Raw genomic sequence first — 23,806 nt, 5'->3', positions numbered from 1 at the left:
GGATTTTAAGATTCTGCGTAAGCTGGTTCTGCAAATGGTTGTAAAGTGTTAAGTGCCTTGTTAACGGTCTTTATATTTTCAAAGGTTATTAGCAATCTTAGGCCATTTCGGGTTTGCTTTTCTTTTATTTTTCCAATTTTGGGGTGTGTTTGTATGTATTGTAGCACTTTTCTAAAGCGGTCGCTTTGGTAAAAACTGCTCTGTTGATCGGCGACAAAATACCCAACCATTTTCCCTTGCTTTAATATGATGCGTTCCAAGCCAATTTGAGTGGCCAACCACTTGATGCGAACACTGTTAAGTAAATCGTTTGCTTCTTTTGGGAGTTCGCCAAAACGGTCTACAAGCCTTTGTTCGTAGGTCTCTAGCTCATCTTCTGTTTTTAAATTGCTCAATTCGTTGTAGAGGTTGAGGCGTTCGGTAATGGCATTGATGTAATCGTCTGGGAACAACAATTGAAAATCGGTGTCCAATTGGGTTTCTTTCACATAAACCTTATCGGCGTCCTTTGGAGCATCGTATAGATCGGCAAATTCATTTTCTTTAAGTTCTTCGATGGCTTCCTGAAGAATTTTTTGGTAGGTGTCGAAACCAATTTCATTCATAAACCCACTTTGTTCCCCGCCCAAAATATCACCGGCACCGCGAATTTCGAGATCTTTCATCGCGATATTGAATCCGCTTCCAAGTTCAGTAAACTGTTCTAAAGCCTGAATTCGTTTTCGGGCATCATCTGTCATAGCCGAATACGGAGGAGTTATAAAATAGCAAAATGCCTTTTTGTTGCTACGCCCCACCCGGCCACGCATTTGGTGAAGGTCTGACAATCCAAAATTATTGGCGTTGTTTATAAAAATAGTATTGGCGTTTGGTACATCCAGTCCGCTTTCAATAATAGAGGTGGCAACCAAAACATCGAAATCGCCCCTCATAAAGTTCAACATCAACTGTTCTAGTTTTTTTCCATCCATTTGCCCATGTCCGATACCAATTTTGGCATCCGGAACAAGTCGCTGTACCATACCAGCTACTTCCTTTATGTTTTCAATACGGTTGTGTATAAAAAATACTTGTCCGCCCCGTTGGATTTCATAAGAAACGGCATCTCGGATTACCTCTTCATTCAGCTGAATGACATTACTTTCAATAGGATATCGGTTTGGTGGGGGAGTTGTAATAACCGACAGATCCCTTGCCGCCATCAAACTAAACTGAAGCGTTCTCGGTATAGGCGTAGCTGTAAGTGTAAGCACATCTACATTTTCCTTGATGGTTTTTAATTTGTCTTTTACGGCTACCCCAAACTTTTGTTCTTCATCTACAATTAGAAGACCCAGATCTTTAAATTTCACATTTTTATTTACCAGTTGATGCGTCCCAATAATGATATCTACTTTACCTTCGGCAAGGCGTTCTAGGGTATCACGTTTTTCTTTGGCAGTTCTAAATCGGTTAAGGTATTCTATGGTAACCGGCATATCTGCTAACCTTTCTGTAAATGTTTTATGGTGCTGAAAAGCCAAAATAGTGGTAGGTACCAATACTGCAACCTGTTTGCCGTTGTCTACTGCCTTGAAAGCTGCCCGGATGGCGACCTCTGTTTTACCAAAACCTACATCGCCGCAAACAAGTCTGTCCATAGGTTGCGGACTCTCCATATCTTGTTTTACATCTTCCGTGGCTTTGCTTTGGTCTGGAGTATCTTCATAAATAAAGGAAGCTTCCAGTTCGTTTTGCAGATAACTATCGGGACCGTACTGAAATCCTTTTTCCGTCTTTCGCTTGGCGTATAGTTTAATAAGGTTAAAAGCAATTTCTTTAACCCTGCTCTTCGTCTTCTTTTTAAGATTTTTCCAAGCACTGGAACCTAGCTTATAGATTTTAGGTGTTTTACCGTCTTTCCCGTTGTATTTGGTAATTTTATGGAGCGAATGTATGCTCACATACAAAATGTCCCGTTCTCCATAAATTAATTTTATGGCTTCTTGGAGTTTTCCTTCTACCTGAATTTTTTGCAAACCACCAAAGGTTCCAATTCCGTGATCGATATGGGTAACATAGTCCCCAATTTCCAGATTGGTTAGTTCTTTAAGGGTGATTGCCTGCTTTTTGGAATATCCATTTTTAAGCTGAAATTTGTGGTAGCGTTCAAATATTTGATGATCGGTATAGCAAACCAGTTTGTGTTCATGGTCTATAAAGCCTTGATACAAAGAAAATACCACCGTTTGGTAATGTACATCTTTGTCTACGTCGTCGAAAATATCGTGAAAGCGCTTGGCCTGCTGATCGCTAACACAAAAAATATAATTCTTGTAGCCCTTTTCGTGGTTGTTATTTAAATCTTCAATTAGTAAATCGAACTGCTTGTTAAAGGAAGGTTGTGGTGTGGTTTGAAAAGTTACTGTTTCAAACGCATTTTCCTCGATTTTTTGGGTATTAAGTACAACAGCGCTGTATTCCTTTACTTGACTTTTAAGAAGTTTCCCAGTACAAAAAAGTTCTTCTGGTGGCGCGTGCTTAATATCTTGGGAAAGTGATTTAAAAGCCTCTTCCGCTTTCGCAAAGAGTCCGTCTATTCTTGAAAATAACAATTCGCTATTTTTGATGAAAACGACTGTTTTTGAAGAGATATATTTTAAGAAGCTTTCCCTATCTTCTTCCAATAATTTGTTCTCTACATTGGGTATAATGTTTATTTTTTTAAGCTTATCGGTGGAAAGTTGGGTTTCTACATCGAAAGTTCGAATACTATCTACTTCATCCCCGAAAAACTCGATTCTATAAGGCTCGTCATTAGAAAAGGAAAATACGTCTACAATCCCTCCACGTACCGAAAACTCCCCTGGTTCTGTAACAAAGTCTACTCTTTTAAATTTATATTCAAAAAGCGTTTCGTTAATAAAATCGATGGAAAGTTTATCGTTGAGGTTTATTTTTAGGGTGCTTCTTTCGAGTTCTTTTTTGGTAACCACTTTTTCAAACAGTGCTTCTGGGTAGGTTACAATTACCGCAGGTTTCTTCCGGGAATTTATTCTATTGAGCACTTCTGCCCTTAATAATATATTCGCATTATCGGTTTCTTCAATTTGGTAAGGCCTCCGGTAGCTTCCGGGGTAAAACAGCACATCTTTTTCACCAATCAATTGTTCTAGATCGTTGAGATGATAAGCAGCCTCCTCTTTGTCATTCAGAATAAACAGAAAAGGGCGTTCTGCCTCTTTGAAGGCATTCGCCATAACCATGGAAAGAGACGATCCTACGAGACCTTTTAAATGGGTGTTACTTTGAGAATTGGCAATAGAATCCCCTAATTTCTGTAGTTGCAGAGATTCTTTATAGGCAGTTATAACCTGACTTAAGCCAGACGGCGTGATCTTGTTACTCACTTAAACGTATTTTCGGCAAAGATAACAGAATGCAACAACATTATAAAAGCTAAATTAAACTTAAAACACGGCAGAAGCTTTCATATCTCGTTTTGAATGAATAATTTGAAGTAAATAAAAAGTGCATTATGGATTTACAGTTACAAGGAAAAAGAGCATTTATTTCTGGGTCTACCAAAGGAATAGGTTTTGCTATTGCCAAGACCCTAGCCGAAGAAGGGGCAGAAGTGATTATTAATGGAAGAAGTGAAGACTCGGTAGACGAGGCGCTTAAAAAACTCAAGGAAGCTGCTCCAAAATCAAAAATATCTGGAATAGCTTGTGATTTTTCAAGCCCTGAAGAAATAAAATCATTAATCAATAATTTAAGTGATATTGATATTTTGGTTAATAATGTCGGGGTTTTCGAACCTAAACCATTTGAAGAGATCCCTGATAATGACTGGCAACGATTTTACGATATTAATGTCATGAGCGGGGTTAGGCTCTCAAGGGCTTTTTTGCCGAGTATGAAAAGACGGGATTGGGGAAGGATTATTTTTATTTCCAGTGAAAGTGGTATTAATATTCCAGAAGAAATGGTGCATTACGGAATGACCAAAACCGCGCAGTTGGCTATTTCCAGGGGTATTTCTGAAACGACAAAAGGAACCAATGTAACCGTAAATTCGGTTTTACCAGGGCCAACATTTTCTGAAGGGGTTAAAGACTTTGCCGATGTGGATGAAGATAATAGGGAAGAAGTGGAAAAAGAATTTTTCAATACAGAAAGACCAGCATCTTTATTGCAACGGTTTATAGATCCACAGGAAATTGCCAATATGGTTGCCTACGTTGCAAGTCCGCTTTCTTCAGCTACCAATGGAGCGGCGCTAAAGGCAGATGGAGGTGTGGTAAAAACTGCATTTTAATATGAAATGAAAATTAACGAATGAAGATAGAGACTTTTGATGTGTTTGTAATAGGGAGCGGAATTGCCGGGCAAACGGTGGCCTATTCCTGTGCTGAAGCTGGCATGAAGGTGGCCGTGGCCGATAAAAGGGAATTCGGTGGGACCTGTGCGAACAGAGGTTGCGATCCCAAAAAAGTAATTTTGGCAACCACGGAAATACTCCAAAGAGCAAAAGATTTGGAGGGTAAAGGTGTAGCAACACTTCCAAAGAGCACTTGGAAACAGGTAATGGACTTTAAAAAAGAGTTTACAGCTAAAATTCCACGAAAAACGGAGGAGAGTTTAAAAAAAGCTGGTATCCATATGTATCATCAATCGCCGGAGTTTTTAGATGAAAATACCCTGCTGGTGGAAGGTAAGAAAGTTCAAGCTAAAAAAATAGTAATCGCCTCTGGGAAACAGCCGAGAAACTTAACTTTTGAAGGGGCAGATCTCTTAAAAAACAGCGACGACTTTTTGTCGTTACCAACATTACCAGAAAGTATGATCTTTATAGGAGCTGGGTACGTGGGGATGGAGTTTGCCCATATGGCAGCTCGTTTTGGTGTCGAGGTTACAGTTATGGATCATGGAAAACGGCCTTTGTCTGTTTTCGATGAAGATATGGTGGCACACGTTACGGCGGCATCCAAAGATTTGGGAATTAAATTTGTTTTTGAATCGGAGGTGGAATCAGTGGAAAAGCTTCAAAAGAATTTTAGGGTTACCTATGAAAAAGAAGGAGAGAAGCAATCCATAAAAGCAGAAATGGTATTTAATACTTCGGGGAGGGTTCCGTCGATTGCTGGATTAAATCTTGAAAAAGGTGCTATAGCATATCATAAAAATGGTGTTGAGGTAAATGAATTCCTTCAGAGTACCACCAATAAAAGCGTGTATGCCTGTGGGGATGTTTCAGCACATGCACTACCTTTAACCCCTTTTTCTACTAAAGAGGGTAAAATAGTTGCTGAAAATTTAAAAAATGGAAATCGAGTCAAAACAGGTTACAAAGAAGCGCCTTCTGTAGTGTTTACTTTACCCAATGTTGCTTCCGTAGGAATTTCCGTAGACGAAGCTAAACAGTTAAGAAAAGAAATCATCATCAAAACGGACTCCGTTCCTTATTGGTTCAATGCCAAACGTATAAATACTGATTATTACGCTTTTAAAACCATTGTGGAGAAACAATCGGGGAAAATTTTAGGAGCACATTTGGTAGGCCCAGAGGCAAGTGAGGTCATTAACCTATTTGCAATGGCTATTTATGGTGAAATGACGGTGGAAGATTTAAAAAATATAATTTTCACCTATCCTAGCTGGGGTAGCGATATACAAAGTATGTTTTAGATAGATAAACCTTAAGACTGTAACCGTTGTTTTAATTTTATATGCGGAGCCGTAGCCCGGTTTTTGTAACCGTGAAGAAGCATATAAATTACTATAATTACAGCGCCTCCAATGGCTATATATGCAATATTTTCCTGTGTTTCACGATGTCTTACATAAATAGCGGCCAAAGCCCAAACACCAACGCCCGCGAATTCCCGCATGTTTCTTTTGTAAATCATCACTACGTTTAATACCGTAGCTACCATAATCATTATCATGGTCCATGAAACTTCCGAAAGTGCGCCACCATCGAATCCAATTTTAGAAAGATATGCAGAAATATTTGCAATGGTAGCCACTGCAATCCATCCGGAATAAATACAAATAGGCCACCAAACAAAGGCTATAATTTCTATGGGGGCATCCCATTTTTCCATGTTTGCTTTTAAAATAATCCGGATCAGTGAAAATAGAATGACGAGCATTAAAAATACAGAAACCAGCGTGTATTCATAAAGCCAAGCGAAAACCCATAACGAATTTGCCAGATTTGCCATGGCAAAGTTAAAACCAATGTCTTTAATGAATCCCGATTCTTTTTTGCTGAAAAATGCCCGTCTAATTTGGAATATCACAAAGGCTATTAATCCTAAATATATAATCCCCCAAATAGCGAAAGCATAGCCGGCGGGCGTGAAAAGATTATCGTATTCGTCGCTCAATTCCCCAATGGTGTTTCCATTAAGGCGTAGTGCTTGCGAAATATAATTAATGGCAATTACCAATAGCACACTTACCGTGTTTACAATAGCGAGGGTTTTTGAATTCTTCATAGAAATTTTGTTGTATTCTAAGATAAGAATATTTGAGGAGAAGTTACATTTTAAGTAGTTTATTTGGTCTATTAAACTTACTTATTGTTTGTAAATTTTTCCGTCTTTCATTACAAATACAACGTTTTCCAAAGTCTTAATCTCGTCTATAGGATTTTCTTCCACTGCAATAATATCTGCAAGAAAACCAGGAGCAATCTGTCCCAATTCGTTTTCTTTTTTAATAATTTTCGCATTGGTAATGGTTGCCGATTGTAAGGCTTCCATCGGTTTCATTCCGGCTTCAACCATATATCCAAATTCTTTTGCGTTCTCACCATGGGTAAATACCCCGGCATCGGTGCCAAATGCTATAGGAACCCCTTTTTTGTAAGCTTTTGCGAAGGTATTTTGAATTTTCGGACCAATATTCAATGCTTTAGGCACAATAACATCGGGGTAATACCCGTCAATTTTTGCCTTTTCAGAAACCGATTTTCCAGCGGTAATCGTAGGAACCAAATAAACTTCATTTTGTTTCATAAGTTCCATGGTTTCATCACTCATTAATGTACCGTGCTCAATGGTTTTTACCCCACCTTTTACAGCACGTTGCATACCTTCGTCCCCATGGGCATGAGCAGCAACATGAAAACCATAATCAGCCGCCGTTTCGCAGATGGCCTTTATTTCTTCTAGGGTAAATTGTGGGTTTTGACCATTTTTCGCCACGCTTAGTACGCCTCCAGTAGCTGTAATTTTAATAAGGTCTGCCCCATTTTTGTACCGTTGCCTTACTGCTTTTTTGGCTTCATCGACGCTATTCACCACACCTTCTTTTGGGCCTGGATCACCCTGTAAGTCTTTTCGGTAACCGTTGGTGGGGTCGGCATGTCCTCCAGTGGTTGCCAACGATTTCCCTGCTGTAAAAATTCTGGGGCCTTCAACTTTTCCCTGGTTAATGGCATTTCTTAACGCAATGTTCACGCCACTACCGCCCAAATCACGTACGGTAGTAAAACCGGCCATTAAGGTTCGCGAAGCAATTTCTTGGGAAGTAAAAGCCACATCGGCTTCGTTTAAAGTGAATTCCTGTAAATAAGCATTAGGATTGGTTTCCGACTCCAAATGAACATGAAAATCCATTAATCCAGGAAGCACTGTTTTATTCTTGAGGTCTACCACTACGTCTTTGGAATTACTAGGTTGCAAGTAGCCATTATCGATGCTCTTTATTTTATTCCCAGAAACAACAATGGTTTTTTCGTTGAGCACTTTTGCGTTTTTGGTATCGATAATTTTTCCGCAATGGAGATACATGTTTTGTGCGCTCATTAAAATGGTAAGCATAAAACAACAGGCACTAAGAAGGTATTTTAATTTCATAAGGTTGGTTTTTAAATTTAATACAGGATCCTAAAGAGTTAGATCTTATTAAGATCTAACTTTTTGTTCCCATTTCCATGCGGATGCCATTGCTTCATCCAAGGTAGATTTTGCTTTCCACCCTAATTCTTCGTTGGCTTTGGTAGTGTCTGCATATGCTGCAATAACATCCCCGGCGCGCCTGTCTACTATTTTGTAATTAAGTTCTTTATCGGCTACTTTTTCGAAACTTTTAATTACTTCCAAAACAGAACTTCCAGTGCCTGTACCAACATTGAAAACTTCGTAGTTGGTTTTGTTTTTATTCTCCATTAAGCGCTCTAGCGCGATAACATGTGCTTTTGCCAAGTCTACAACGTGAATGTAATCTCGAATACAGGTACCATCTGTTGTTGGATAATCGTCCCCAAAAACAGAAAGTTGCTTTCGCAAACCAACACCGGTTTGGGTAATAAAGGGCACAAGATTTTGAGGGACACCCAAAGGAAGTTCGCCAATATTAGCGCTTTCGTGTGCGCCAATGGGGTTAAAATACCTTAACGAAATCGCTTTTATGTTTTGATACACTTTACAGGTGTCTTGAATAATTTCTTCCCCAATTTGTTTGGTGTTTCCGTAAGGGGATTCAGCTTTTTTCACTGGGGCATCTTCTGTAATTGGTAATTCATCAGCTTGCCCGTAAACCGTACAGGAAGAGCTAAAAATAAAGGAAGCATCGTCTTTTACCGATAATTCTTTCAGAAGATAAACCAAGGTGCTAAGATTGTTTTCGTAGTAGAGAAGTGGTTTTTCAACACTTTCCCCAACAGCTTTAGAAGCTGCAAAGTGGATAACCCCTTTTACATCGGTATGTTTTTTAAAAAAATCGGCAACCGAGTCTTTCTCACGCAAGTCTAATTTTTCAAAAAGAGGTTCTTTGCCTGTGATGGCTTTTATCCCTTCCAGTACATCGGTGGAAGAATTGGATAGGTTGTCTATGATAATTACTTCAAATCCTTTGTTTTGTAGTTCTACTACGGTGTGAGACCCTATAAAACCGAGTCCTCCGGTAACTAATATTTTCATGTAAAAGTTTTCTGTTTCTGGTTAATCTAAAAATTCTTTGATTTTATCTGTAATGAATAATATTTGGTCGTCGTCCAATTCGGTGTGCATCGGTAAAGAAACTACTTCTTTAACCAATAGATTTGTAACGGTAAAATCCCCCTCGTTGTACCTATCGTCCCTATAAGCCTTTTGCAAATGCAAGGGTATTGGGTAGTAAACACCGCATGGGATACCGCTATCGTTTAAAAATTTTACCAGCGCATCTCTTTTTCCGTTGGTAATACGTAAAGTGTACTGGTGAAAAACATGACAATTGCAAGTGTCGCATATACGGTCTTTTCCGCAGGGGGCATTAAGTCGCGGTGTAATTATATGTTTGTTATCTTTTAAAGAGGCAGTGTATTTTCTGGCAGCGTCCCTTCTTTTTTGGTTGTAACTGTCCAGAAGCGGAAGTTTAGCCCTAAGAACAGCCGCTTGAATGGAATCTAACCTAGAGTTGACCCCAACGACATCGTGATGGTAGCGTTCGTACATTCCGTGGTTTACAATTCCACGTAAAGTGTGGGCCAATTCGTCGTTATTGGTAAAAATAGCTCCGCCGTCGCCATAACAACCAAGGTTTTTAGAGGGGAAGAAAGAAGTAGCACCTACATCTCCCATAGTTCCAGCCTTTTTTGTTGTTCCGTTTTTAAAGGTATAATCGGCTCCAATGGCCTGGGCGTTGTCTTCTATAACATATAAATTATGTGCCTCAGCAATTTCCATGATGGCTTCCATATTGGCGCATTGACCAAATAGGTGTACAGGAACTATAGCTTTAGTTTTTGGTGTAATTGCTTTTTTAAGAGCGTCTACATCCATATTAAAAGTATCGGGCTCTACATCTACCAAAACAGGGGTAAGCTGTAACAAACCAATTACTTCTACTGTGGCCGCAAAAGTAAAGTCTACAGTAATTACCTCATCTCCGGGCTTAAGATCGAGTCCCATCATGGCGATTTGCAAGGCGTCTGTGCCATTAGCGCAAGGGATTACGTGCTTTACACCTAAATACGCCTCGAGTTCTTTTTGAAAATTATGAACTTCGGGGCCGTTTATAAAAGCTGCAGATTCTAAAACTTCGGTTATGGAATTATTTACTTTTTCTTTTATGAATTCGTATTGACTTTGCAAGTCAACCATCTGTATTTTTCTCATGGAGATATGGTCTTAAGTAGCTACAAAATTACAAAATTAAGTTACCGTACCCAATGTATTAACAGAAAGTAACGTATTTTAGCGACAAAAGGAGAAAAGTGTTTTTTTTATATAATATTCTAGTTTATTTAACCAGATTTTTTGTTGGTATTGCCGCTATTTTCAATGAAAAGCTAAAGCTTTTTGTCGATGGGAGAAAAGGGGTTTTTAGTTTTTTGGTCTCAGAAATTACCAAAGATGATAAAGTAATTTGGTTTCATACGGCTTCTTTGGGGGAGTTTGAACAGGGTTTGCCAGTTATGGAGCAAGCACGAAAAGATTTTCCAGGGCATAAAATTTTAGTAACGTTCTTTTCCCCTTCAGGTTACGAGGTGAAAAAAAACACAGGTGCTGCAGATGTAGTTTGTTACCTTCCGCTGGATACCAAATTCAATGTAAGACAGTTTTTAGAGATTGTAAATCCGCAACTCGCCATTTTTGTGAAATACGAATTTTGGCCCAATTATCTTTCCGGATTAAAAAAAAGAAAAATACCCACCTTATTAATTTCAGGAATATTTAGGGAGCGGCAATCGTTTTTTCATTGGTATGGAGCGTTTATGAGAAAATCGTTGCAAACCTTCAATCATTTTTTTGTTCAAGACGAAAGGTCTAAAGAATTGCTAAGAAAAATAAACATAGAAAATGTAACGGTAAGTGGCGATACCCGTTTCGATCGGGTGGCAGAAATATTGAAAAGGGATAATCATTTAGAGTTTGTACAGGAGTTTAAGCAAGAAAATTTATGTCTTGTGGCTGGAAGTACATGGCCGGAGGACGAAAAGATCTTGGTAGATTATATTAATCGGGATTCTTCCAAAAGATTAAAATATATTATAGCCCCTCACAATATAAAACCTCATTTAATAGAGAAGTTAAAGAATGGCTTTCATAAAAAAGTGGTGCTTTTTTCAGAAAAAGAAAATAAGCAACTGGCCGATTATGATGTGCTAATTTTAGACACTATTGGTTTGCTTACCAAGGTGTATAATTATGCAGATATGGCATATGTTGGCGGTGGTATGGGTAATACAGGATTGCATAATACATTGGAGCCGGCCGTTTTTGGCATCCCTGTATTTATCGGTAAGAATTATTCTGGCTTTATTGAAGCTGAAAAATTGGTTTCACTTGGCGGAATAATTTCCATTTCGAACAAAAATGATTTTGCGAATGAAATTGATTATCTAATTGAAAATCAAGAGGATTTAAAGAAGGTTGGGGCGATAAATGATAATTTTATAAATAAAAATAAAGGATCAATGATCCAAATAGGTAGTTACATTCGTAAATTAATTAAATGATTTTTGCGGCATCCATAAAATTGTTAAAAATGCTGTAAAATTATTTGTAAACGAATAAAAAATATTATTACATTCGTGTTGCAAAATTTAAGTAAACATTTAAACAAAGAAAACCATGAAAAAAGTAATTTTAAGTTTAGCTCTAGTATTAGCAATTGGATTTACAGCTGTTTCTTGTAAAGAAACTAAAGAAGAAAAAGCAGAGGATGCAATCGAAAACGCTGCTGATGATGTAGAAGAGGCTGCTGAAGACACAGGTGCTGCTATGGAAGAAGCTGCTGAAGATACAGGAGACGCTATTGAAGAGGCTGCTGAAGACACTAAAGAAGGTGTTGAGAACGCTGCTGAAGAAGTAGAGGAAGAGGTTGAAGAGCCTGCTGACAAAGCTTAATTAGAGTTTACAAAAAGAAAAACTTCTTTAATAGGAGTAATAGAAAACCCGATGCCAAGCATCGGGTTTTTAGTTTTAGAATACTACCATTCTAGCCTTTTACCGTTACCGCTTCGTTTAAATATTCGCGGAAAGGCAGCATTTCTTTATAGACTTCGATAACGTGATCGTTAAAAGAATCGTCCAATACTTCTTTTTGGGTGACGGTACGAATAACCGCAAAACTTTTATGCCTCAACAAATCTATATGTTTGTGGTCTTGCGAATAACCTTTGGGGGATGTTTTTAGCATTTCTTCATCTTCAAGATCGCCAAACATTTTTTTAAAGGATGGTTTTTCGATAATCCCTTTTAATTTCTCTCCATTATAATCGATAGCATCCCGAATGCTTTTTAGTGTATTGCTTTTTGGTTTATAAAATCCACCAGCAAGAAAACTCCCATTGATGCCAAGATGGATGTAAAAATCCCCTTTTCCTTTTTCTAAATCGAGTCCGGCTCCAAAATGATCCTTATAAACAGGTTTGTTCGGATGGTAAAGTAAATTATTATTTATTCTATTGATGGCTTTTTTGCCTGGAGTATGACTGTAATTAGGATTTACATTGGCTAATTTCATATCCATTTCATTGAGCCAATCGATATAAAAGTCACGAACTTCATGATACTCTTTTCGGTGGGCATCCATCCATTCTTTGTTGTTGTTTTTGTTTAATTCCCTAAGGAAATCGAACATTTTGTAAAAGCTCATTTTTTCTCTTAAAGATAAGGAAGTTGATTGAAAAGTTAGATTTTATAAGAGCGATTACTTCATTTTTATACATCTATTTCATAAGCAGCTCCCTTACCTCATTCCAATTATCGACACGCTCAAATCCTTTTGTATGGACATTGTGCGGAGAGGTGAACATAATGGAGCGCCCGTCAAAATGTTCCAGGTTAAAACTTCTGTCGTCTATTAGTACATCGCCCTTTAAAATATGTTTGTCCCCACATAAAATTCTTTTTTTCCAATGTATAAAAGGGAAATGTTCATCTAGCCAGCGGTATTTATCCAACAAGGATAAAGGAAATTCCATTGCTGCCGATGCAATATATACATCATGCACTTCCGACAACTCTTTGAGCACCCTTTGGCTGTTTTCAATGGGTTTTATCATTCTAAAAAAACCTTCGTTATGAGCATGCTTACGAATACTTTTTTGATGTTCTTCTGGAACACTTTGCCAAACCTCTTTTCCATGGCATTCTTCTACCGTTAGGCAGGTCTCAAAATCTTTATTGTATTGTTCTATATGTGCGTTATAGGTATCTGCCATTACCTCGTCCATGTCTACAAAAATGGTCATGTTTCAAGCTTTAAATTAAAATTTATTGGGTAAGATATTAACTATTTATGAAATAGAGGCTGTTGGAAGTACATCTGTAAAATTTTATTCGGTCGGAATACCATACCAGATCTTCAAATGTTTATTCCCGAATTCTCTGGCTTTTTGAAGTTCTAGGCCCATATAAATGTCTATTTTCTTTCGGTAGCGGGCATTCATTTTGTCCTTAACTAGGTAAAATCCGTCGAAACCTTCAATTTTTATAGGAGTGTTGTGGGTAATGCCCAATTTCATTAAATCCCTAGAGATGGCTATTGCTTTCATTCCGGGTTGAAGCGTATCTCCCCACGCACTCAATGCAGGATGCCCTACTGTTTGACTTTCTACTGAGTTGTAAGCCGATACTTTAACATACAAAGGAACCCATTTCATTTCATCCTCATTAAAACCGGCTTCTTGGCAAAACGATGGGAGCACAAAACACTGAAAGCAAAGTATGGTAAAAAGCATTTTCATATACCCAAGATAACGATTTGGTTTGAATTAAATTGTTGGTTGTATTGAACTATTGGCAAATTAAATACTTTGATAATCAAAACAAATACCCCTCCTGTAAGGAATGGAGAAATAATTGACTAAATTTGCAGAACAATAGTAAAAAGAATAAGAATTAAAATTATACAAAATGGCTTTAGAGATAACAGACGCTACTTTTGATGAAGTAGTTTTAAAAAGCGACAAACCAGTTTTAGTAGATTTTTGGGCAGCTTGGTGTGGCCCATGTAGAATGGTAGCTCCAATTATAGATCAGCTTTCTGAAGAATACGATGGAAAAGCAGTAATTGGGAAAGTAGATGTAGATGCCAACCAAGAATTTGCAGCCAAATACGGTGTAAGAAATATACCTACGGTATTGGTTTTCCAAAATGGGGAAGTGGTAGGTCGCCAAGTAGGAGTTGCTCCTAAAACGGCATACAGCGAAGCAATCGACGGATTGTTGTAAAAAAACAATTTTCTTTTATAAAAAAGGTTTGGCTACGGGTCAAACCTTTTTTATTTTAGTAGTACTTAAATACCTCATTCTAATGGCTTCAGTTTTTACAAAGATTATCAACGGGGAAATACCAAGTTATAAAATTGCAGAAGACGATAACTTTTATGCCTTTCTGGATATAAATCCAAATGCGATTGGGCATACTCTTTGTATACCTAAAAAAGAGGTCGATAAGATTTTTGATCTTGATGAGGAAACTTATATGGGCCTAATGGCATTTTCTCGAAAAGTGGCCAAAGCATTGGAAAAAACGGTAGATTGTAAACGGGTTGGGATTGCTGTTGTCGGACTGGAAGTGCCGCATGTACATGTACACTTAATCCCTTTAAATGCCATGAGCGAAATGACTTTTCAGCATAAAGTTTCTTTAACAGAAGCGGAGTTTAAAGCATTGGCTAAAAAAGTGAATGCCGCTTTGTAAACCATTATTGTTGTTGCATAAAAATAAAAATTGCAATAGCGGTTACCACAATACCTATCATTACAAAAATTGATAGTTGTGTGAGCTTAAAAAATGTTTTGGGGCTATCCACCGTTTTTAAATAAAATTCCCGCACTCTTTCAATATCATCCGTCCAACGTACAGGATAGATGTCTGTTTTGCAATTTTTACAAACTATAGTATCGCTAATATCTTTGGTGGCATTTTTGTACCACGCATTTTCTATGTGCTTTTGGTAAAAAGTAAGTAACAGCCCTTCATTAGAGAAACATTCAGGACAATTGTTGGTTAATGCAGCTTGTTTAATTTCTTTTTGTTTAATGCTCACGAGCTTTTCTTTTTATAAAATTTATTCTGTCTCTGTTTTCAATAAAATTTGAAGTGTACTTCCTTTATCGATTACAGAATGCAAAACTTTTACTTTGCCATCGTGGTAATTTTCAATAATTCTTTTTACCAAAGACAAACCAAGGCCCCATCCCCTTTTCTTGGTAGTAAAACCAGGATTGAAAATTTTGGTAAAATCACTTTTTTGAATTCCTTTACCACTATCTATAACGTTTACTTTTACGGTTTTCTTATCTTTTTTTATTTCAATCGTTAAATCACCCTTCCCTTTCATGGCATCGATAGCGTTTTTGATTAAGTTTTCTATGGTCCAGCCATAGAGCTGGGAATTGATCATACAATAAATTTCTTCGCTTGGTGCCAAAAATTTAAATGCTACCAGTTTTGAACTTCGGGCCTTTATATAATCAAAGGAATTTTTGGTTTCTGCCACGATGTCCAGTCTCTCTAATTTTGGGACCGAACCAATTTTAGAAAAGCGTTCGGTAATGGTAGAAAGTCGGTCGATATCTTTTTCAATTTCCTCGGTAATGGTGGGGTCTATATTTTCGGCCTTTAATAACTCCGACCATCCCAAAAGGGAAGAAAGGGGAGTCCCAATTTGGTGCGCGGTTTCTTTTGCCATTCCTGCCCATAATTTATTTTGGTCTGCTACTTTCGAGATTCTAAAAAAGAAATAAACTGCTGCACTAAAGAACACAATAATTAATATCAACGCAATAGGGTAGAATTTTAAGTTGTTAAGTACATCAGAATTACCGTAGTAAAGTGTTCCGTATCGATCGTTTCTAAAAGTAACTTCTATAGGTACATTTTCACTGTTAAACTGCCGTATTTTTTTCTGAATGTACAGCGAATCATCTGCTTTGTTTTCTGGTAAGTTGTTTGAGCGTATTTCCCCGTCTTTACCCACGTAAATCATAGGGGTGCTGGTGTTGTTCTTTATAACGGCCAAGGTGAGGTTGCCCAAATCCCGATCCAAATCTGTCGTTTGCAGAAATTCTCCCAGAGCTTCCGCCCAAATTTTCATTTTCGTGCGTTCCTCGTCTTTAAACTTCTGAAAAAACACGTAGGTATTCCATAAAATGGAAACTACAATTACAAAAGAGGATATAATAAGAATCCAACGTGTGGTTTTTTTCATTTGAACAAAGCAATGGTTTGTAAGCTGAGCTTATGCTATAAATATAAAGCAAAAGCGGTGATTTTATTGTTTTAGCTAGGGAATAGTATTAAAAATAACCCATTTTTATAGTGTCAAAACATTTTTATGCCTCTGTTATTTGCGCTATTTTTGTTTAAAACAAGGTTATGTTATCTATCGATCCTAAAGAAATTTCAACGGGTAAGCTTCACGGTTATTTATTAAGTGCTGTTGGGCCTAGGCCCATTGCATTTGCCAGTACTATTGCCGCTAATGGAACGGTAAATCTATCTCCATTTAGTTTTTTTAATGTGTACAGCTCTAATCCGCCGATTATGATATTTTCGGCAAATAGAAGAGTGAGGGACAACACCACCAAGCACACCCTGGAAAATGTTTTGGAGACCAAAGAGGCGGTAATTAATATTGTAAATTTCGATATCGTACAACAAGCTTCCTTGAGCAGTACAGAATATCCCAAAGGGGTAAATGAGTTTGAAAAATCGGGGTTAACAATGCTTGAATCAGATTTGGTAAAGCCCTTTCGTGTCGCCGAATCTCCAGTGCAGTTTGAGTGTAGGGTGAATGAAGTGATTTCTTTAGGGGAAGAAGGGGGCGCTGGAAATTTAATTGTGTGCGAAGTTTTAAAAATGCACATTAATGAAGCGGTTTTAGATGAAGATGGACAAATAGATCAGCATAAAATAGATTTGGTAAGTAGAATGGGTGGTAATTGGTATAGCAGGGCAAACCTAGGGATGTTTGAAGTACCAAAACCGCTTTCGAGCTTGGGAATAGGCTTTGATGCCATTCCTTCCTCTGTAAAAAACAGTAAAATTCTTACGGGGAACGATCTTGGTATCTTGGCCAATGTGGAAAAATTACCAACTAAGGAAGAAATAGAGAAATTTATTGGTGATGATACTGATATAAGTGAGGTTGTAAGTGCCAAAGACGAACTTAAAAAACACCAAAAAGCACAAGAATTAATTGCTGAAAACGATGTGGCTTCTGCATGGAAACTGTTATTAGCGAAATAAATAAAATATATTTTAATACTTTTGAAGCATGGAAATACAAGGAAAAATAAAGTTGATTGATGAAACTAAAACTTTTGGAAACAATGGTTTTAGAAAAAGAGAAATGGTTGTAACCACCGAAGAGCAATATCCCCAGCATATTATGGTTGAATTTATTCAGGATAAATGTGATATTCTAGATGCTTACAACGTTGGGCAACAGGTAAAAGTAAGTATTAACTTAAGGGGAAGAGAATGGACAAACCCTCAAGGGGAAACTAAATATTTCAATTCTATCCAAGGTTGGCGTATAGAAAACTTGCAACCTGCTGGAAACGGAGCGCCAGAAATGCCACCAATGCCTCCAGAAGATGCTTTTGAACCCGCAAACGATTTTAATGAAGACGATCACGACGATCTACCTTTCTAAAAAAAGAATGTATTAGATATGAAAGAGGCGCGCAAACGCCTCTTTTTTTTGCGATATTAAGTAAATATGAACTTAAAAATGGTTGTAATAAAAAAGTCCCAATAAAAATTGGGACTTAATGTTGTGGTTTTAGGTTTGCCAAATGCGTTAAACTCAAAAAGCAATGATGAAAATAATTGATCGCATCGAGCAATATCAAATTTGTAATAATTATTCTTAAAAACCAAGTTTAATTAAAAAATAATTGCTTTTTTTATTAATTTACAATTATAAACTTCAGGATTAATGATATTTCTTACGGAAAATATAAAATTTCCTCCTGTTCACACAGCTTCTTCCGATGGAGTCGTTGCCGTGGGTGGCGATCTGTCTCCAGAACGTTTAAAGGAAGCTTATCGCCAAGGGATTTTTCCTTGGTTCGATCAAGGATCCCTAATATTGTGGTGGAGTCCAGATCCCCGCATGGTTTTGTATCCTTCCGAAGTAAAGATTTCTAAAAGTATGAGAGCTGTTTTTAGAAAGAAATTATTTAAAATTACTTATAACACGGCCTTTCACCAGGTAATCGAGAATTGCGCAAAAATTGAAAGGAACGAGCAAGACGGTACTTGGATTGATAACGATATGATTGCCGCTTATACCAAACTTCATGACTTAGGATGGGCTAAATCGGTTGAGGTTTGGCATAAGGATGAATTGGTCGGCGGACTTTATGGGGTAGATTTGGGCCATATTTTTTGCGGGGAAAGTATGTTCTCCAAAATGAGCAATGCCTCTAAAGCTGCTTTTATCTTCTTGGCGGAAAAAGCAGAAAAAGAAAATTATAAGCTTATCGACTGCCAGTTATATACCGATCACCTTGCTTCTTTGGGGGCACGTGAAATACCTCGTGAAGTTTTTATGAGTATATTAGAATCTAATAATTTAGGCTCTATTTAGTATTACGTTGATAAATATTGATTCTTTCAATTAATAGTTACCCTTTCATTTCTTTTGTCCGCCCAAAAGAAAAGAAACAAAGAACCTGCCTGCCGGCAGGCAGGACGCCTTATCCAAGAAATTTTTTCGACCATGAAGTCGAAAAACCGTAATCAAAACTCCGCGTCGCTCCGTGCCTACGCTCCTTCTCTCGGAGCTTTTAATTACTATTCTGGGGATAAGGAAATCTCTTAAAAGTCTTAATTTAAGCTAATGCCTTCACCTCTTCGTATCGAAAGCAATCCACTTCATGGTCGTTTACCATACCCGTAGCCTGCATGTGTGCATAGATAACGGTAGAACCCACAAATTTAAATCCGCGTTTTTTTAAATCCTTACTAAGTTTATCTGAAATGGGCGTTGTAGCTGGGGCTTTTTTGTAATCTTTTACCTTGTTTTGAATAGGTTTTCCATCCACAAAACCCCAAATATACTTGCTAAAACTTCCAAATTCCTCTTGGATTTTCATAAAGTTCTGCGCGTTCGTAATAGTCGCTTTAATCTTCAGTTTATTTCGAATGATGCCTTCATTTTTTAGCAATTCTTCATATTTAGCTTCATCATATTGGGCAATTTTTTTATAATCGAAATTATCGAAAGCTTTCCTGAAGTTTTCTCGCTTCCGTAGAATGGTAATCCAACTTAAACCCGCTTGAAAGGTTTCTAATATTAGAAACTCAAAAATAGTAGCATCATCATAGACAGGAACGCCCCATTCTTGGTCGTGATATGCTTCGTAAAGTGCATCTCCCTCGCACCAACCGCATCTATTCATTTTTAATGTTTTTTAGCGTGTTAAAACACACCGCGTTTTAAACTGTAAGTTTTAGTTAGTTTTGTGTCTAAGATAATGAAAAATATGGGTAAGGTTACTTTACATTTCTTCGGAAATTAAGCCTTACCATAAATGATGTGATTATTTATGGAAGAAATAGTGAGACAACTTATAAAGCAAGCAATTGAAGGCGGATATTCTTATAGCGAATACAGAAACTTGGTGGCACGATTGGTTTTAGACGGAAAATCAACGGGAAACGAGCAAACAGAAGCACTATCCAATTACAGTATGTTAAACGAGAGGCGAATGAAGCGATTGGACAAAACCATAAAATTATCTGAAGCTGTTTTGAATAGGTTGTCGAAATTAGACCGTAATATAATATGGGTAGTTTTAACCGAAAGTTGGTGTGGAGATGCGGCACAAACCCTTCCTGTAATCCAAAAGTTTGCCGAAGCTTCTAATAGAATCGAATTAAAAGTAGTGCTGCGTGATGAGAATGAAGCCTTAATGAATCGCTTTTTAACACGTGGCAGTAGATCTATTCCCAAGTTAATTATGGTAGACCCGAGTGTAAGTGAGGTAATAGATTGTTGGGGTCCCAGGCCATCAATAGCTACTAAAATGGTAAAGGAACAAAAAGAAAAGTTTGGAATGCTATCGGCAGATTTTAAGGAAGATCTACAACTTTGGTATAACAAGGATAAAGGACAAAATACAGTGGAAGATTTGTTGGAATTACTCTCCTTGGAATAAATAGGTAATAGTTCCAGGTTGCTCTTCGGCGCCGTTCTTTGGGGTGAATTTTGCTTGTAAGGCGTATTGGGTGGCATTTTCAACCAAACATCCATTAGAGGTTGTAGAGCTATTTTTATTGAATTCAGCATCAACAACATTTCCAGCCGCATCCACTTTAATATTAATAACCACTTTCCCATAACTCTCGCAGGTGTAAACAGGATTTGGGAGATCGTAATGGCTGCGGTCTACCAAAGAATAAGTAATGGTAGTCCTTCTTTTTATATTTACTTTAGGGGCTTTTCCTTTTCTTTTTAATGCTTCTATTTTTCTTCGTTGTTCTTTTAGTTTTTCGGCATATTCGTTGGAGTAGCCATCGTTTAACGAAAGGTCGTTATTAAAATCCTGAGAGTTGTCTGGGTTTTCACTGGCAGCTTCTTGAGCTTCCTGTTCTAATTCTTCCAAAGTCTTAAAATCGTCGATTTCATCAGCAAATTCGCTTTTTTCCGCTTCATTATAAGCTTTGTGACTTTCGAGCTCGGTTATCTCCATTTCTTCTTCTGAAGGAATTTCTTCCTCTAATAATTCTTCATCAAAACTCAATTCATATAGAAACTCTTCTTCCTGCTTGTCTGCCAATTGAATATTTACCAGAGTCAACAAAAAAATACCCATTAGACAGGTGGATATGACTAGGGCCAATTGTTGGTTGCTGAAAGTATCGAGTTTCTTACTGGCTTTTTGAAATAGTAAAGAAATGTACCTGTGGTAGCTATCTGCAAAACCGCCAACGACTTTATCGCTGGTTTTATTAAACCGATTTGTAAGCTCTTTTAGGTTCATTTATTAAAACGACTTGGAAGCTAAAGATAGAAAATTAATCCCACTTGGTGGAGTAGGTTTTTCTACGCTTTAAAGCAACATGCATTCAGTTTTTTCATTTAAATACCTCTTCAACTATCTCAGCACACTTTAATTTGAAGACAGCAGCATTTCAGTAAAGGCATCTGGTGTTACAGCATTATCTACGTTAAAATCGCCTATTTTGGTTCTTCGTAAACTGGATAAATACGCGCCAGAATCTAATTCCCTCCCAAAATCGTGGGCTAGCGAGCGTATGTAAGTTCCTTTGCTACAAACTACCCGAAAGGAAACTTCAGGCATATTTATGTCTGTAATTTCAAAAGTATCAATGGTAATTCTCCTCGAATTAATAGTAACGTCCTTGCCTTCCCTTGCATATTCATACAAACGTTTTCCGTCTTTTTTCAAAGCAGAAAACACCGGAGGTAATTGGTCGATCTCTCCAATAAATTGCTTTGTGGCCGATTGTATTTTTTCTTTAGAAATATGGTCAACGGAAAAAGTTTGATCGATTTCGGTTTCCATATCATAAGAAGGCCGTGTGGCTCCCAAAGTAATGGTACCGGTATATTCTTTAATTTGACCTTGTAGTTCTGGAATTTTTTTAGTGAATTTTCCCGTACAAATTATTAAAAGGCCGGTGGCCAAGGGGTCTAAAGTTCCTGCATGGCCTACTTTTATTTTCTTTAGGTTGAATTGTTTCCTAATGGCCCATTTGAGTTTGTTAACCGCTTGAAAGGAAGACCATTTTAAAGGTTTATCGATCAATAAAATTTGTCCGCTTTTAATATTTTCTTCCGTGTACATCATCCATTTTTTAGTAATAATATCCTAGGCCTATGGCTATAAGCCCAACTATAAAGCAATACACTGCAAAATAAACGAGCTTGCTGTTTTTTACCAATTTAATCATCCAAGTACATGCCAAGATCCCAGAAATAAAAGCTGCCAAAAAACCTATGGCCAGGATTCCTGTATTCTGTGCTTCCACAGAGAGGTTTCCGCTTAAAAGATCTTTTGCTATTTTTCCAAAGATTAAAGGCACTACCATTAGAAAAGAAAATCGGGCCGCTTTACTTTTGTCGTTTCCCAGTAAAACTGAAGTCGAGATGGTGGCACCAGACCGCGAAATTCCGGGAAGCATAGCAATGGCTTGAGATACGCCAATAACAAATGAATTGGTATAAGAAACAGGTTTCCCAGTATGTTTTGCCTTATCGGCTAAATAGAGTAAAAGTGCTGTTACAATAAGCATAAAACCAACCAATAGCACATTGCCATTAAACAATAATTCCAGTTGTTCTTCAAAGAAAAAGCCTATTAATGCCGCTGGAATCATAGAAATTAAAATTTTCAAGGAGAATTTGAGTTCGTCGTTCCACGAAAATTGAAGAATCCCTTTAAACAAGTCCCATATATCTTTTCTGAAAACCACTATGGTGCTTAAAGCAGTAGCAAAATGTAGCACTACGGTAAAAAGCAGGCTTTCTTGGGGTAAGGAGTGGTCGCCTAAAATAGCTTTGCCTAGTTCTAAATGACCGCTGGAAGAAACCGGAAGAAATTCGGTGAGCCCTTGAATAATTCCAAGGATAATTGCGTCTATTACATCCATGCTCGCGTGTTGATGGAATTTAAAGTGAAATTAATTTTCTTTCTTTTTATTCGGATTCAACATAATGGCATAAACTTCAATACCAAACCCAATTAAAACCAATGTAGGCGCCAACCTAATTCTTCTAAAGTTAAAGATATCTGGATTAAATACATTGGGGTCGTCGCTACCACCGCCACTCATTAAAATAAAGCCTAAAACTATAAAAGCTAAGCCAATAAACATGAATAGGTAATTCTTTTTTTGAAAGATAAATTCTTTGGAAGTATGAGTTTGCTGATTTTTATTTTTCACTTTTTATATTTTTAATAGAGATCGTCTGTTCTTAAATTTAAAAACCTTTGTGTAGCCACGTAGGTGCTTATCCAGGTTATAATAATTCCAATGACAAAGATACCAATAAATAAAGAAGCCAACGACAAAGGATCGGACAACAACTGTAGTTGTGGCATTTTGATATTTGCATAATATAATACTCCTGCCATAGCAATTATTGCTACCAAAGCACCAATCATACCCAGTTTAATACTGTTCCAAATAAAAGGTTTTCTAATAAACCTTTTGGTAGCACCTACCATTTGCATGGTTTTTATTATAAAACGCTTGGAATACACCGAAAGTCTAATCGAACTGTTTATAAGTAATACCGCAATGAGTGTAAATACACCGCTTGCTACCAGGATCCAAAAACTCATTCGTTTTACGTTCTCGTTTAGCAAAGTAATTAAAGGCTGATCGTAAGCAATATCGGCCACGTAATCTTTTTTTGCTAAATCGTCTGCAATTTTTTTAATGCTATCATTAGCCACATAATCGGCTTTCAGGTGAACGTCTATGGAGTTCTGCAAAGGGTTGTAACCTAAGAAATCTAAAAAGTTTTCACCTATTTCTTTACTATGCTCTTCAGCGGCTTCTTCTTTAGAAACGAACGTGGCGGTTTTGGTATAATCTGTCATTGCCAAGCTTTTTTGCAGCTGATTGATTTCTACCTCTTTGGCATTATCCTTTAAAAATACAGTAATAGCCACCTGTTCCTTAAAGTGATTGGCCAGCTTTTTAGTATTTATAACCAAAAGCCCCAACACCCCAAGTAGAAACAAAACCAAAGCAATACTTAGTATAACAGAAAAGTAAGAAGATATAAGTTTGCGTTTCTGGTAGCGCTCAAAAGATTTGCTCATACTGTAAATATAATTGGATGTGTAAAAGTAATAAAGTAAATTTAATCACTATAATTTATAAC

26 protein-coding genes are annotated in these 23,806 nt (G+C 37.3%); 10 read left to right on the top strand and 16 right to left on the bottom strand.

Annotated elements, in window-relative coordinates; genetic code table 11:
* Window positions 1–5: 5 nt before the first annotated feature.
* Window positions 6–3,389 carry a transcription-repair coupling factor gene (mfd, locus tag HX109_RS03925; protein WP_178949901.1) on the bottom strand — a complete coding sequence of 1,128 codons (3,384 nt, stop codon included), beginning with the start codon at window positions 3,387–3,389 and terminating at the stop codon, window positions 6–8.
* A gap of 128 nt (window positions 3,390–3,517) precedes the next feature.
* On the opposite strand from mfd, the gene HX109_RS03920 reads away from it, so the two are divergent.
* Both HX109_RS03920 and HX109_RS03915 read left to right on the top strand, forming a co-directional pair.
* The gene (locus tag HX109_RS03920; RefSeq protein ID WP_178949900.1) at window positions 3,518–4,300 is read left to right on the top strand and encodes an SDR family NAD(P)-dependent oxidoreductase; all 783 of its coding nucleotides are present in this window, start codon (window positions 3,518–3,520) and stop codon (window positions 4,298–4,300) included.
* 20 nt (window positions 4,301–4,320) lie between these two features.
* Complete coding sequence (locus tag HX109_RS03915; RefSeq protein WP_178949899.1) at window positions 4,321–5,670, top strand: dihydrolipoyl dehydrogenase family protein; 1,350 nt, start codon at window positions 4,321–4,323, stop codon at window positions 5,668–5,670.
* 11 nt (window positions 5,671–5,681) lie between these two features.
* On the opposite strand, the gene HX109_RS03910 is transcribed toward HX109_RS03915, so the two are convergent.
* The 4 genes from HX109_RS03910 to HX109_RS03895 form a co-directional block, all read right to left on the bottom strand.
* On the bottom strand, window positions 5,682–6,485 hold the full coding sequence (locus HX109_RS03910) for a tryptophan-rich sensory protein (protein WP_178949898.1): 804 nt from the start codon (window positions 6,483–6,485) through the stop codon (window positions 5,682–5,684).
* Window positions 6,486–6,566: 81 nt separating this feature from the next.
* The gene (locus HX109_RS03905; RefSeq protein ID WP_178949897.1) at window positions 6,567–7,850 is read right to left on the bottom strand and encodes a metal-dependent hydrolase family protein; all 1,284 of its coding nucleotides are present in this window, start codon (window positions 7,848–7,850) and stop codon (window positions 6,567–6,569) included.
* 48 nt (window positions 7,851–7,898) lie between these two features.
* Complete coding sequence (gene galE / locus HX109_RS03900; RefSeq protein WP_178949896.1) at window positions 7,899–8,915, bottom strand: UDP-glucose 4-epimerase GalE; 1,017 nt, start codon at window positions 8,913–8,915, stop codon at window positions 7,899–7,901.
* 21 nt (window positions 8,916–8,936) lie between these two features.
* Window positions 8,937–10,094 (bottom strand): DegT/DnrJ/EryC1/StrS family aminotransferase, encoded by a 1,158-nt coding sequence (locus tag HX109_RS03895; RefSeq protein WP_178949895.1) that lies wholly within the window; start codon window positions 10,092–10,094, stop codon window positions 8,937–8,939.
* 98 nt (window positions 10,095–10,192) lie between these two features.
* On the opposite strand from HX109_RS03895, the gene HX109_RS03890 reads away from it, so the two are divergent.
* Together HX109_RS03890 and HX109_RS03885 are read left to right on the top strand one after the other, a co-directional pair.
* Entirely contained in the window at window positions 10,193–11,437 is a 1,245-nt protein-coding gene (locus HX109_RS03890; RefSeq protein ID WP_178949894.1) for a 3-deoxy-D-manno-octulosonic acid transferase, read from the top strand.
* A 115-nt stretch (window positions 11,438–11,552) separates the two neighbouring features.
* Window positions 11,553–11,828, top strand: coding sequence for a hypothetical protein (locus HX109_RS03885; RefSeq protein WP_178949893.1), 276 nt, complete (start codon window positions 11,553–11,555; stop codon window positions 11,826–11,828).
* A 91-nt stretch (window positions 11,829–11,919) separates the two neighbouring features.
* On the opposite strand, the gene HX109_RS03880 is transcribed toward HX109_RS03885, so the two are convergent.
* The 3 genes from HX109_RS03880 to HX109_RS03870 all read right to left on the bottom strand — a co-directional run bounded on the left by HX109_RS03880 (window position 11,920) and on the right by HX109_RS03870 (window position 13,672).
* Window positions 11,920–12,579 (bottom strand): DUF2461 domain-containing protein, encoded by a 660-nt coding sequence (locus HX109_RS03880; RefSeq protein WP_178949892.1) that lies wholly within the window; start codon window positions 12,577–12,579, stop codon window positions 11,920–11,922.
* A gap of 73 nt (window positions 12,580–12,652) precedes the next feature.
* Complete coding sequence (locus HX109_RS03875; RefSeq protein ID WP_178949891.1) at window positions 12,653–13,177, bottom strand: 5' nucleotidase, NT5C type; 525 nt, start codon at window positions 13,175–13,177, stop codon at window positions 12,653–12,655.
* 84 nt (window positions 13,178–13,261) lie between these two features.
* The gene (locus tag HX109_RS03870; protein ID WP_178949890.1) at window positions 13,262–13,672 is read right to left on the bottom strand and encodes a 3D domain-containing protein; all 411 of its coding nucleotides are present in this window, start codon (window positions 13,670–13,672) and stop codon (window positions 13,262–13,264) included.
* A 169-nt stretch (window positions 13,673–13,841) separates the two neighbouring features.
* Here HX109_RS03870 and trxA point away from each other — a divergent pair, with 169 nt between their 5' ends.
* Together trxA and HX109_RS03860 are read left to right on the top strand one after the other, a co-directional pair.
* Window positions 13,842–14,159: a thioredoxin gene (gene trxA, locus HX109_RS03865; RefSeq protein ID WP_178949889.1), complete on the top strand. Its 318-nt coding sequence runs from the start codon at window positions 13,842–13,844 to the stop codon at window positions 14,157–14,159.
* An 82-nt stretch (window positions 14,160–14,241) separates the two neighbouring features.
* The gene (locus HX109_RS03860; RefSeq protein ID WP_178949888.1) at window positions 14,242–14,631 is read left to right on the top strand and encodes an HIT family protein; all 390 of its coding nucleotides are present in this window, start codon (window positions 14,242–14,244) and stop codon (window positions 14,629–14,631) included.
* Window positions 14,632–14,635: 4 nt separating this feature from the next.
* On the opposite strand, the gene HX109_RS03855 is transcribed toward HX109_RS03860, so the two are convergent.
* Window positions 14,636–14,980: a hypothetical protein gene (locus tag HX109_RS03855; RefSeq protein WP_178949887.1), complete on the bottom strand. Its 345-nt coding sequence runs from the start codon at window positions 14,978–14,980 to the stop codon at window positions 14,636–14,638.
* A gap of 21 nt (window positions 14,981–15,001) precedes the next feature.
* Entirely contained in the window at window positions 15,002–16,144 is a 1,143-nt protein-coding gene (locus HX109_RS03850; protein ID WP_178949886.1) for a sensor histidine kinase, read from the bottom strand.
* A gap of 167 nt (window positions 16,145–16,311) precedes the next feature.
* On the opposite strand from HX109_RS03850, the gene HX109_RS03845 reads away from it, so the two are divergent.
* From HX109_RS03845 to aat, 3 genes are all read left to right on the top strand, one after another.
* Window positions 16,312–17,184, top strand: coding sequence for a flavin reductase family protein (locus HX109_RS03845; protein ID WP_178949885.1), 873 nt, complete (start codon window positions 16,312–16,314; stop codon window positions 17,182–17,184).
* Window positions 17,185–17,212: 28 nt separating this feature from the next.
* Window positions 17,213–17,593, top strand: coding sequence for a DUF3127 domain-containing protein (locus HX109_RS03840; protein ID WP_178949884.1), 381 nt, complete (start codon window positions 17,213–17,215; stop codon window positions 17,591–17,593).
* A gap of 285 nt (window positions 17,594–17,878) precedes the next feature.
* Entirely contained in the window at window positions 17,879–18,532 is a 654-nt protein-coding gene (gene aat, locus HX109_RS03835) for a leucyl/phenylalanyl-tRNA--protein transferase (RefSeq protein ID WP_178949883.1), read from the top strand.
* A gap of 244 nt (window positions 18,533–18,776) precedes the next feature.
* Here the strand turns inward: aat and HX109_RS03830 are convergent, their stop codons facing one another.
* Entirely contained in the window at window positions 18,777–19,346 is a 570-nt protein-coding gene (locus tag HX109_RS03830) for a DNA-3-methyladenine glycosylase I (RefSeq protein ID WP_178949882.1), read from the bottom strand.
* Window positions 19,347–19,493: 147 nt separating this feature from the next.
* Between HX109_RS03830 and HX109_RS03825 the strand changes: the two genes are divergently transcribed.
* Window positions 19,494–20,105, top strand: a complete 612-nt coding sequence (locus tag HX109_RS03825; protein WP_178949881.1) for a thioredoxin family protein — start codon at window positions 19,494–19,496, stop codon at window positions 20,103–20,105.
* On the opposite strand, the gene HX109_RS03820 is transcribed toward HX109_RS03825, so the two are convergent.
* The 5 genes from HX109_RS03820 to HX109_RS03800 all read right to left on the bottom strand — a co-directional run bounded on the left by HX109_RS03820 (window position 20,088) and on the right by HX109_RS03800 (window position 23,744).
* Window positions 20,088–20,930 (bottom strand): hypothetical protein, encoded by an 843-nt coding sequence (locus HX109_RS03820; RefSeq protein ID WP_178949880.1) that lies wholly within the window; start codon window positions 20,928–20,930, stop codon window positions 20,088–20,090. The two genes, HX109_RS03825 and HX109_RS03820, sit on opposite strands and share 18 nt — an antisense overlap.
* 129 nt (window positions 20,931–21,059) lie before the next feature.
* Complete coding sequence (gene truB / locus HX109_RS03815) at window positions 21,060–21,761, bottom strand: tRNA pseudouridine(55) synthase TruB (protein ID WP_178949879.1); 702 nt, start codon at window positions 21,759–21,761, stop codon at window positions 21,060–21,062.
* A gap of 7 nt (window positions 21,762–21,768) precedes the next feature.
* Window positions 21,769–22,563, bottom strand: coding sequence for an undecaprenyl-diphosphate phosphatase (locus HX109_RS03810; protein WP_178949878.1), 795 nt, complete (start codon window positions 22,561–22,563; stop codon window positions 21,769–21,771).
* A gap of 30 nt (window positions 22,564–22,593) precedes the next feature.
* Entirely contained in the window at window positions 22,594–22,857 is a 264-nt protein-coding gene (locus tag HX109_RS03805; protein ID WP_178949877.1) for a DUF3098 domain-containing protein, read from the bottom strand.
* Window positions 22,858–22,868: 11 nt separating this feature from the next.
* The gene (locus tag HX109_RS03800; RefSeq protein ID WP_178949876.1) at window positions 22,869–23,744 is read right to left on the bottom strand and encodes a cell division protein FtsX; all 876 of its coding nucleotides are present in this window, start codon (window positions 23,742–23,744) and stop codon (window positions 22,869–22,871) included.
* Between the last annotated feature and the right edge of the window lie 62 nt (window positions 23,745–23,806).

It is taken from the genome of Galbibacter sp. BG1 (assembly GCF_013391805.1).
Lineage (GTDB): Bacteria > Bacteroidota > Bacteroidia > Flavobacteriales > Flavobacteriaceae > Galbibacter.
Note: the sequence above shows the minus strand (reverse complement) of the source record. Positions and strands in the feature narration are given on the sequence as shown.

What these genes read in the sequence shown, in the direction of transcription:
- HX109_RS03920 (WP_178949900.1), top strand. Translation starts at nt 3,518, where the DNA reads ATGGATTTACAGTTACAAGGAAAAAGAGCATTTATTTCTGGGTCTACC.
- HX109_RS03915 (WP_178949899.1), top strand. Translation starts at nt 4,321, where the DNA reads ATGAAGATAGAGACTTTTGATGTGTTTGTAATAGGGAGCGGAATTGCC.
- HX109_RS03910 (WP_178949898.1), bottom strand. Translation starts at nt 6,485, where the DNA reads ATGAAGAATTCAAAAACCCTCGCTATTGTAAACACGGTAAGTGTGCTA.
- HX109_RS03905 (WP_178949897.1), bottom strand. Translation starts at nt 7,850, where the DNA reads ATGAAATTAAAATACCTTCTTAGTGCCTGTTGTTTTATGCTTACCATT.
- galE (WP_178949896.1), bottom strand. Translation starts at nt 8,915, where the DNA reads ATGAAAATATTAGTTACCGGAGGACTCGGTTTTATAGGGTCTCACACC.
- HX109_RS03895 (WP_178949895.1), bottom strand. Translation starts at nt 10,094, where the DNA reads ATGAGAAAAATACAGATGGTTGACTTGCAAAGTCAATACGAATTCATA.
- HX109_RS03885 (WP_178949893.1), top strand. Translation starts at nt 11,553, where the DNA reads ATGAAAAAAGTAATTTTAAGTTTAGCTCTAGTATTAGCAATTGGATTT.
- HX109_RS03880 (WP_178949892.1), bottom strand. Translation starts at nt 12,579, where the DNA reads ATGAGCTTTTACAAAATGTTCGATTTCCTTAGGGAATTAAACAAAAAC.
- HX109_RS03875 (WP_178949891.1), bottom strand. Translation starts at nt 13,177, where the DNA reads ATGACCATTTTTGTAGACATGGACGAGGTAATGGCAGATACCTATAAC.
- HX109_RS03870 (WP_178949890.1), bottom strand. Translation starts at nt 13,672, where the DNA reads ATGAAAATGCTTTTTACCATACTTTGCTTTCAGTGTTTTGTGCTCCCA.
- trxA (WP_178949889.1), top strand. Translation starts at nt 13,842, where the DNA reads ATGGCTTTAGAGATAACAGACGCTACTTTTGATGAAGTAGTTTTAAAA.
- HX109_RS03860 (WP_178949888.1), top strand. Translation starts at nt 14,242, where the DNA reads ATGGCTTCAGTTTTTACAAAGATTATCAACGGGGAAATACCAAGTTAT.
- HX109_RS03850 (WP_178949886.1), bottom strand. Translation starts at nt 16,144, where the DNA reads ATGAAAAAAACCACACGTTGGATTCTTATTATATCCTCTTTTGTAATT.
- HX109_RS03845 (WP_178949885.1), top strand. Translation starts at nt 16,312, where the DNA reads ATGTTATCTATCGATCCTAAAGAAATTTCAACGGGTAAGCTTCACGGT.
- HX109_RS03840 (WP_178949884.1), top strand. Translation starts at nt 17,213, where the DNA reads ATGGAAATACAAGGAAAAATAAAGTTGATTGATGAAACTAAAACTTTT.
- aat (WP_178949883.1), top strand. Translation starts at nt 17,879, where the DNA reads ATGATATTTCTTACGGAAAATATAAAATTTCCTCCTGTTCACACAGCT.
- HX109_RS03830 (WP_178949882.1), bottom strand. Translation starts at nt 19,346, where the DNA reads ATGAATAGATGCGGTTGGTGCGAGGGAGATGCACTTTACGAAGCATAT.
- HX109_RS03825 (WP_178949881.1), top strand. Translation starts at nt 19,494, where the DNA reads ATGGAAGAAATAGTGAGACAACTTATAAAGCAAGCAATTGAAGGCGGA.
- HX109_RS03820 (WP_178949880.1), bottom strand. Translation starts at nt 20,930, where the DNA reads ATGAACCTAAAAGAGCTTACAAATCGGTTTAATAAAACCAGCGATAAA.
- truB (WP_178949879.1), bottom strand. Translation starts at nt 21,761, where the DNA reads ATGATGTACACGGAAGAAAATATTAAAAGCGGACAAATTTTATTGATC.
- HX109_RS03810 (WP_178949878.1), bottom strand. Translation starts at nt 22,563, where the DNA reads ATGGATGTAATAGACGCAATTATCCTTGGAATTATTCAAGGGCTCACC.
- HX109_RS03800 (WP_178949876.1), bottom strand. Translation starts at nt 23,744, where the DNA reads ATGAGCAAATCTTTTGAGCGCTACCAGAAACGCAAACTTATATCTTCT.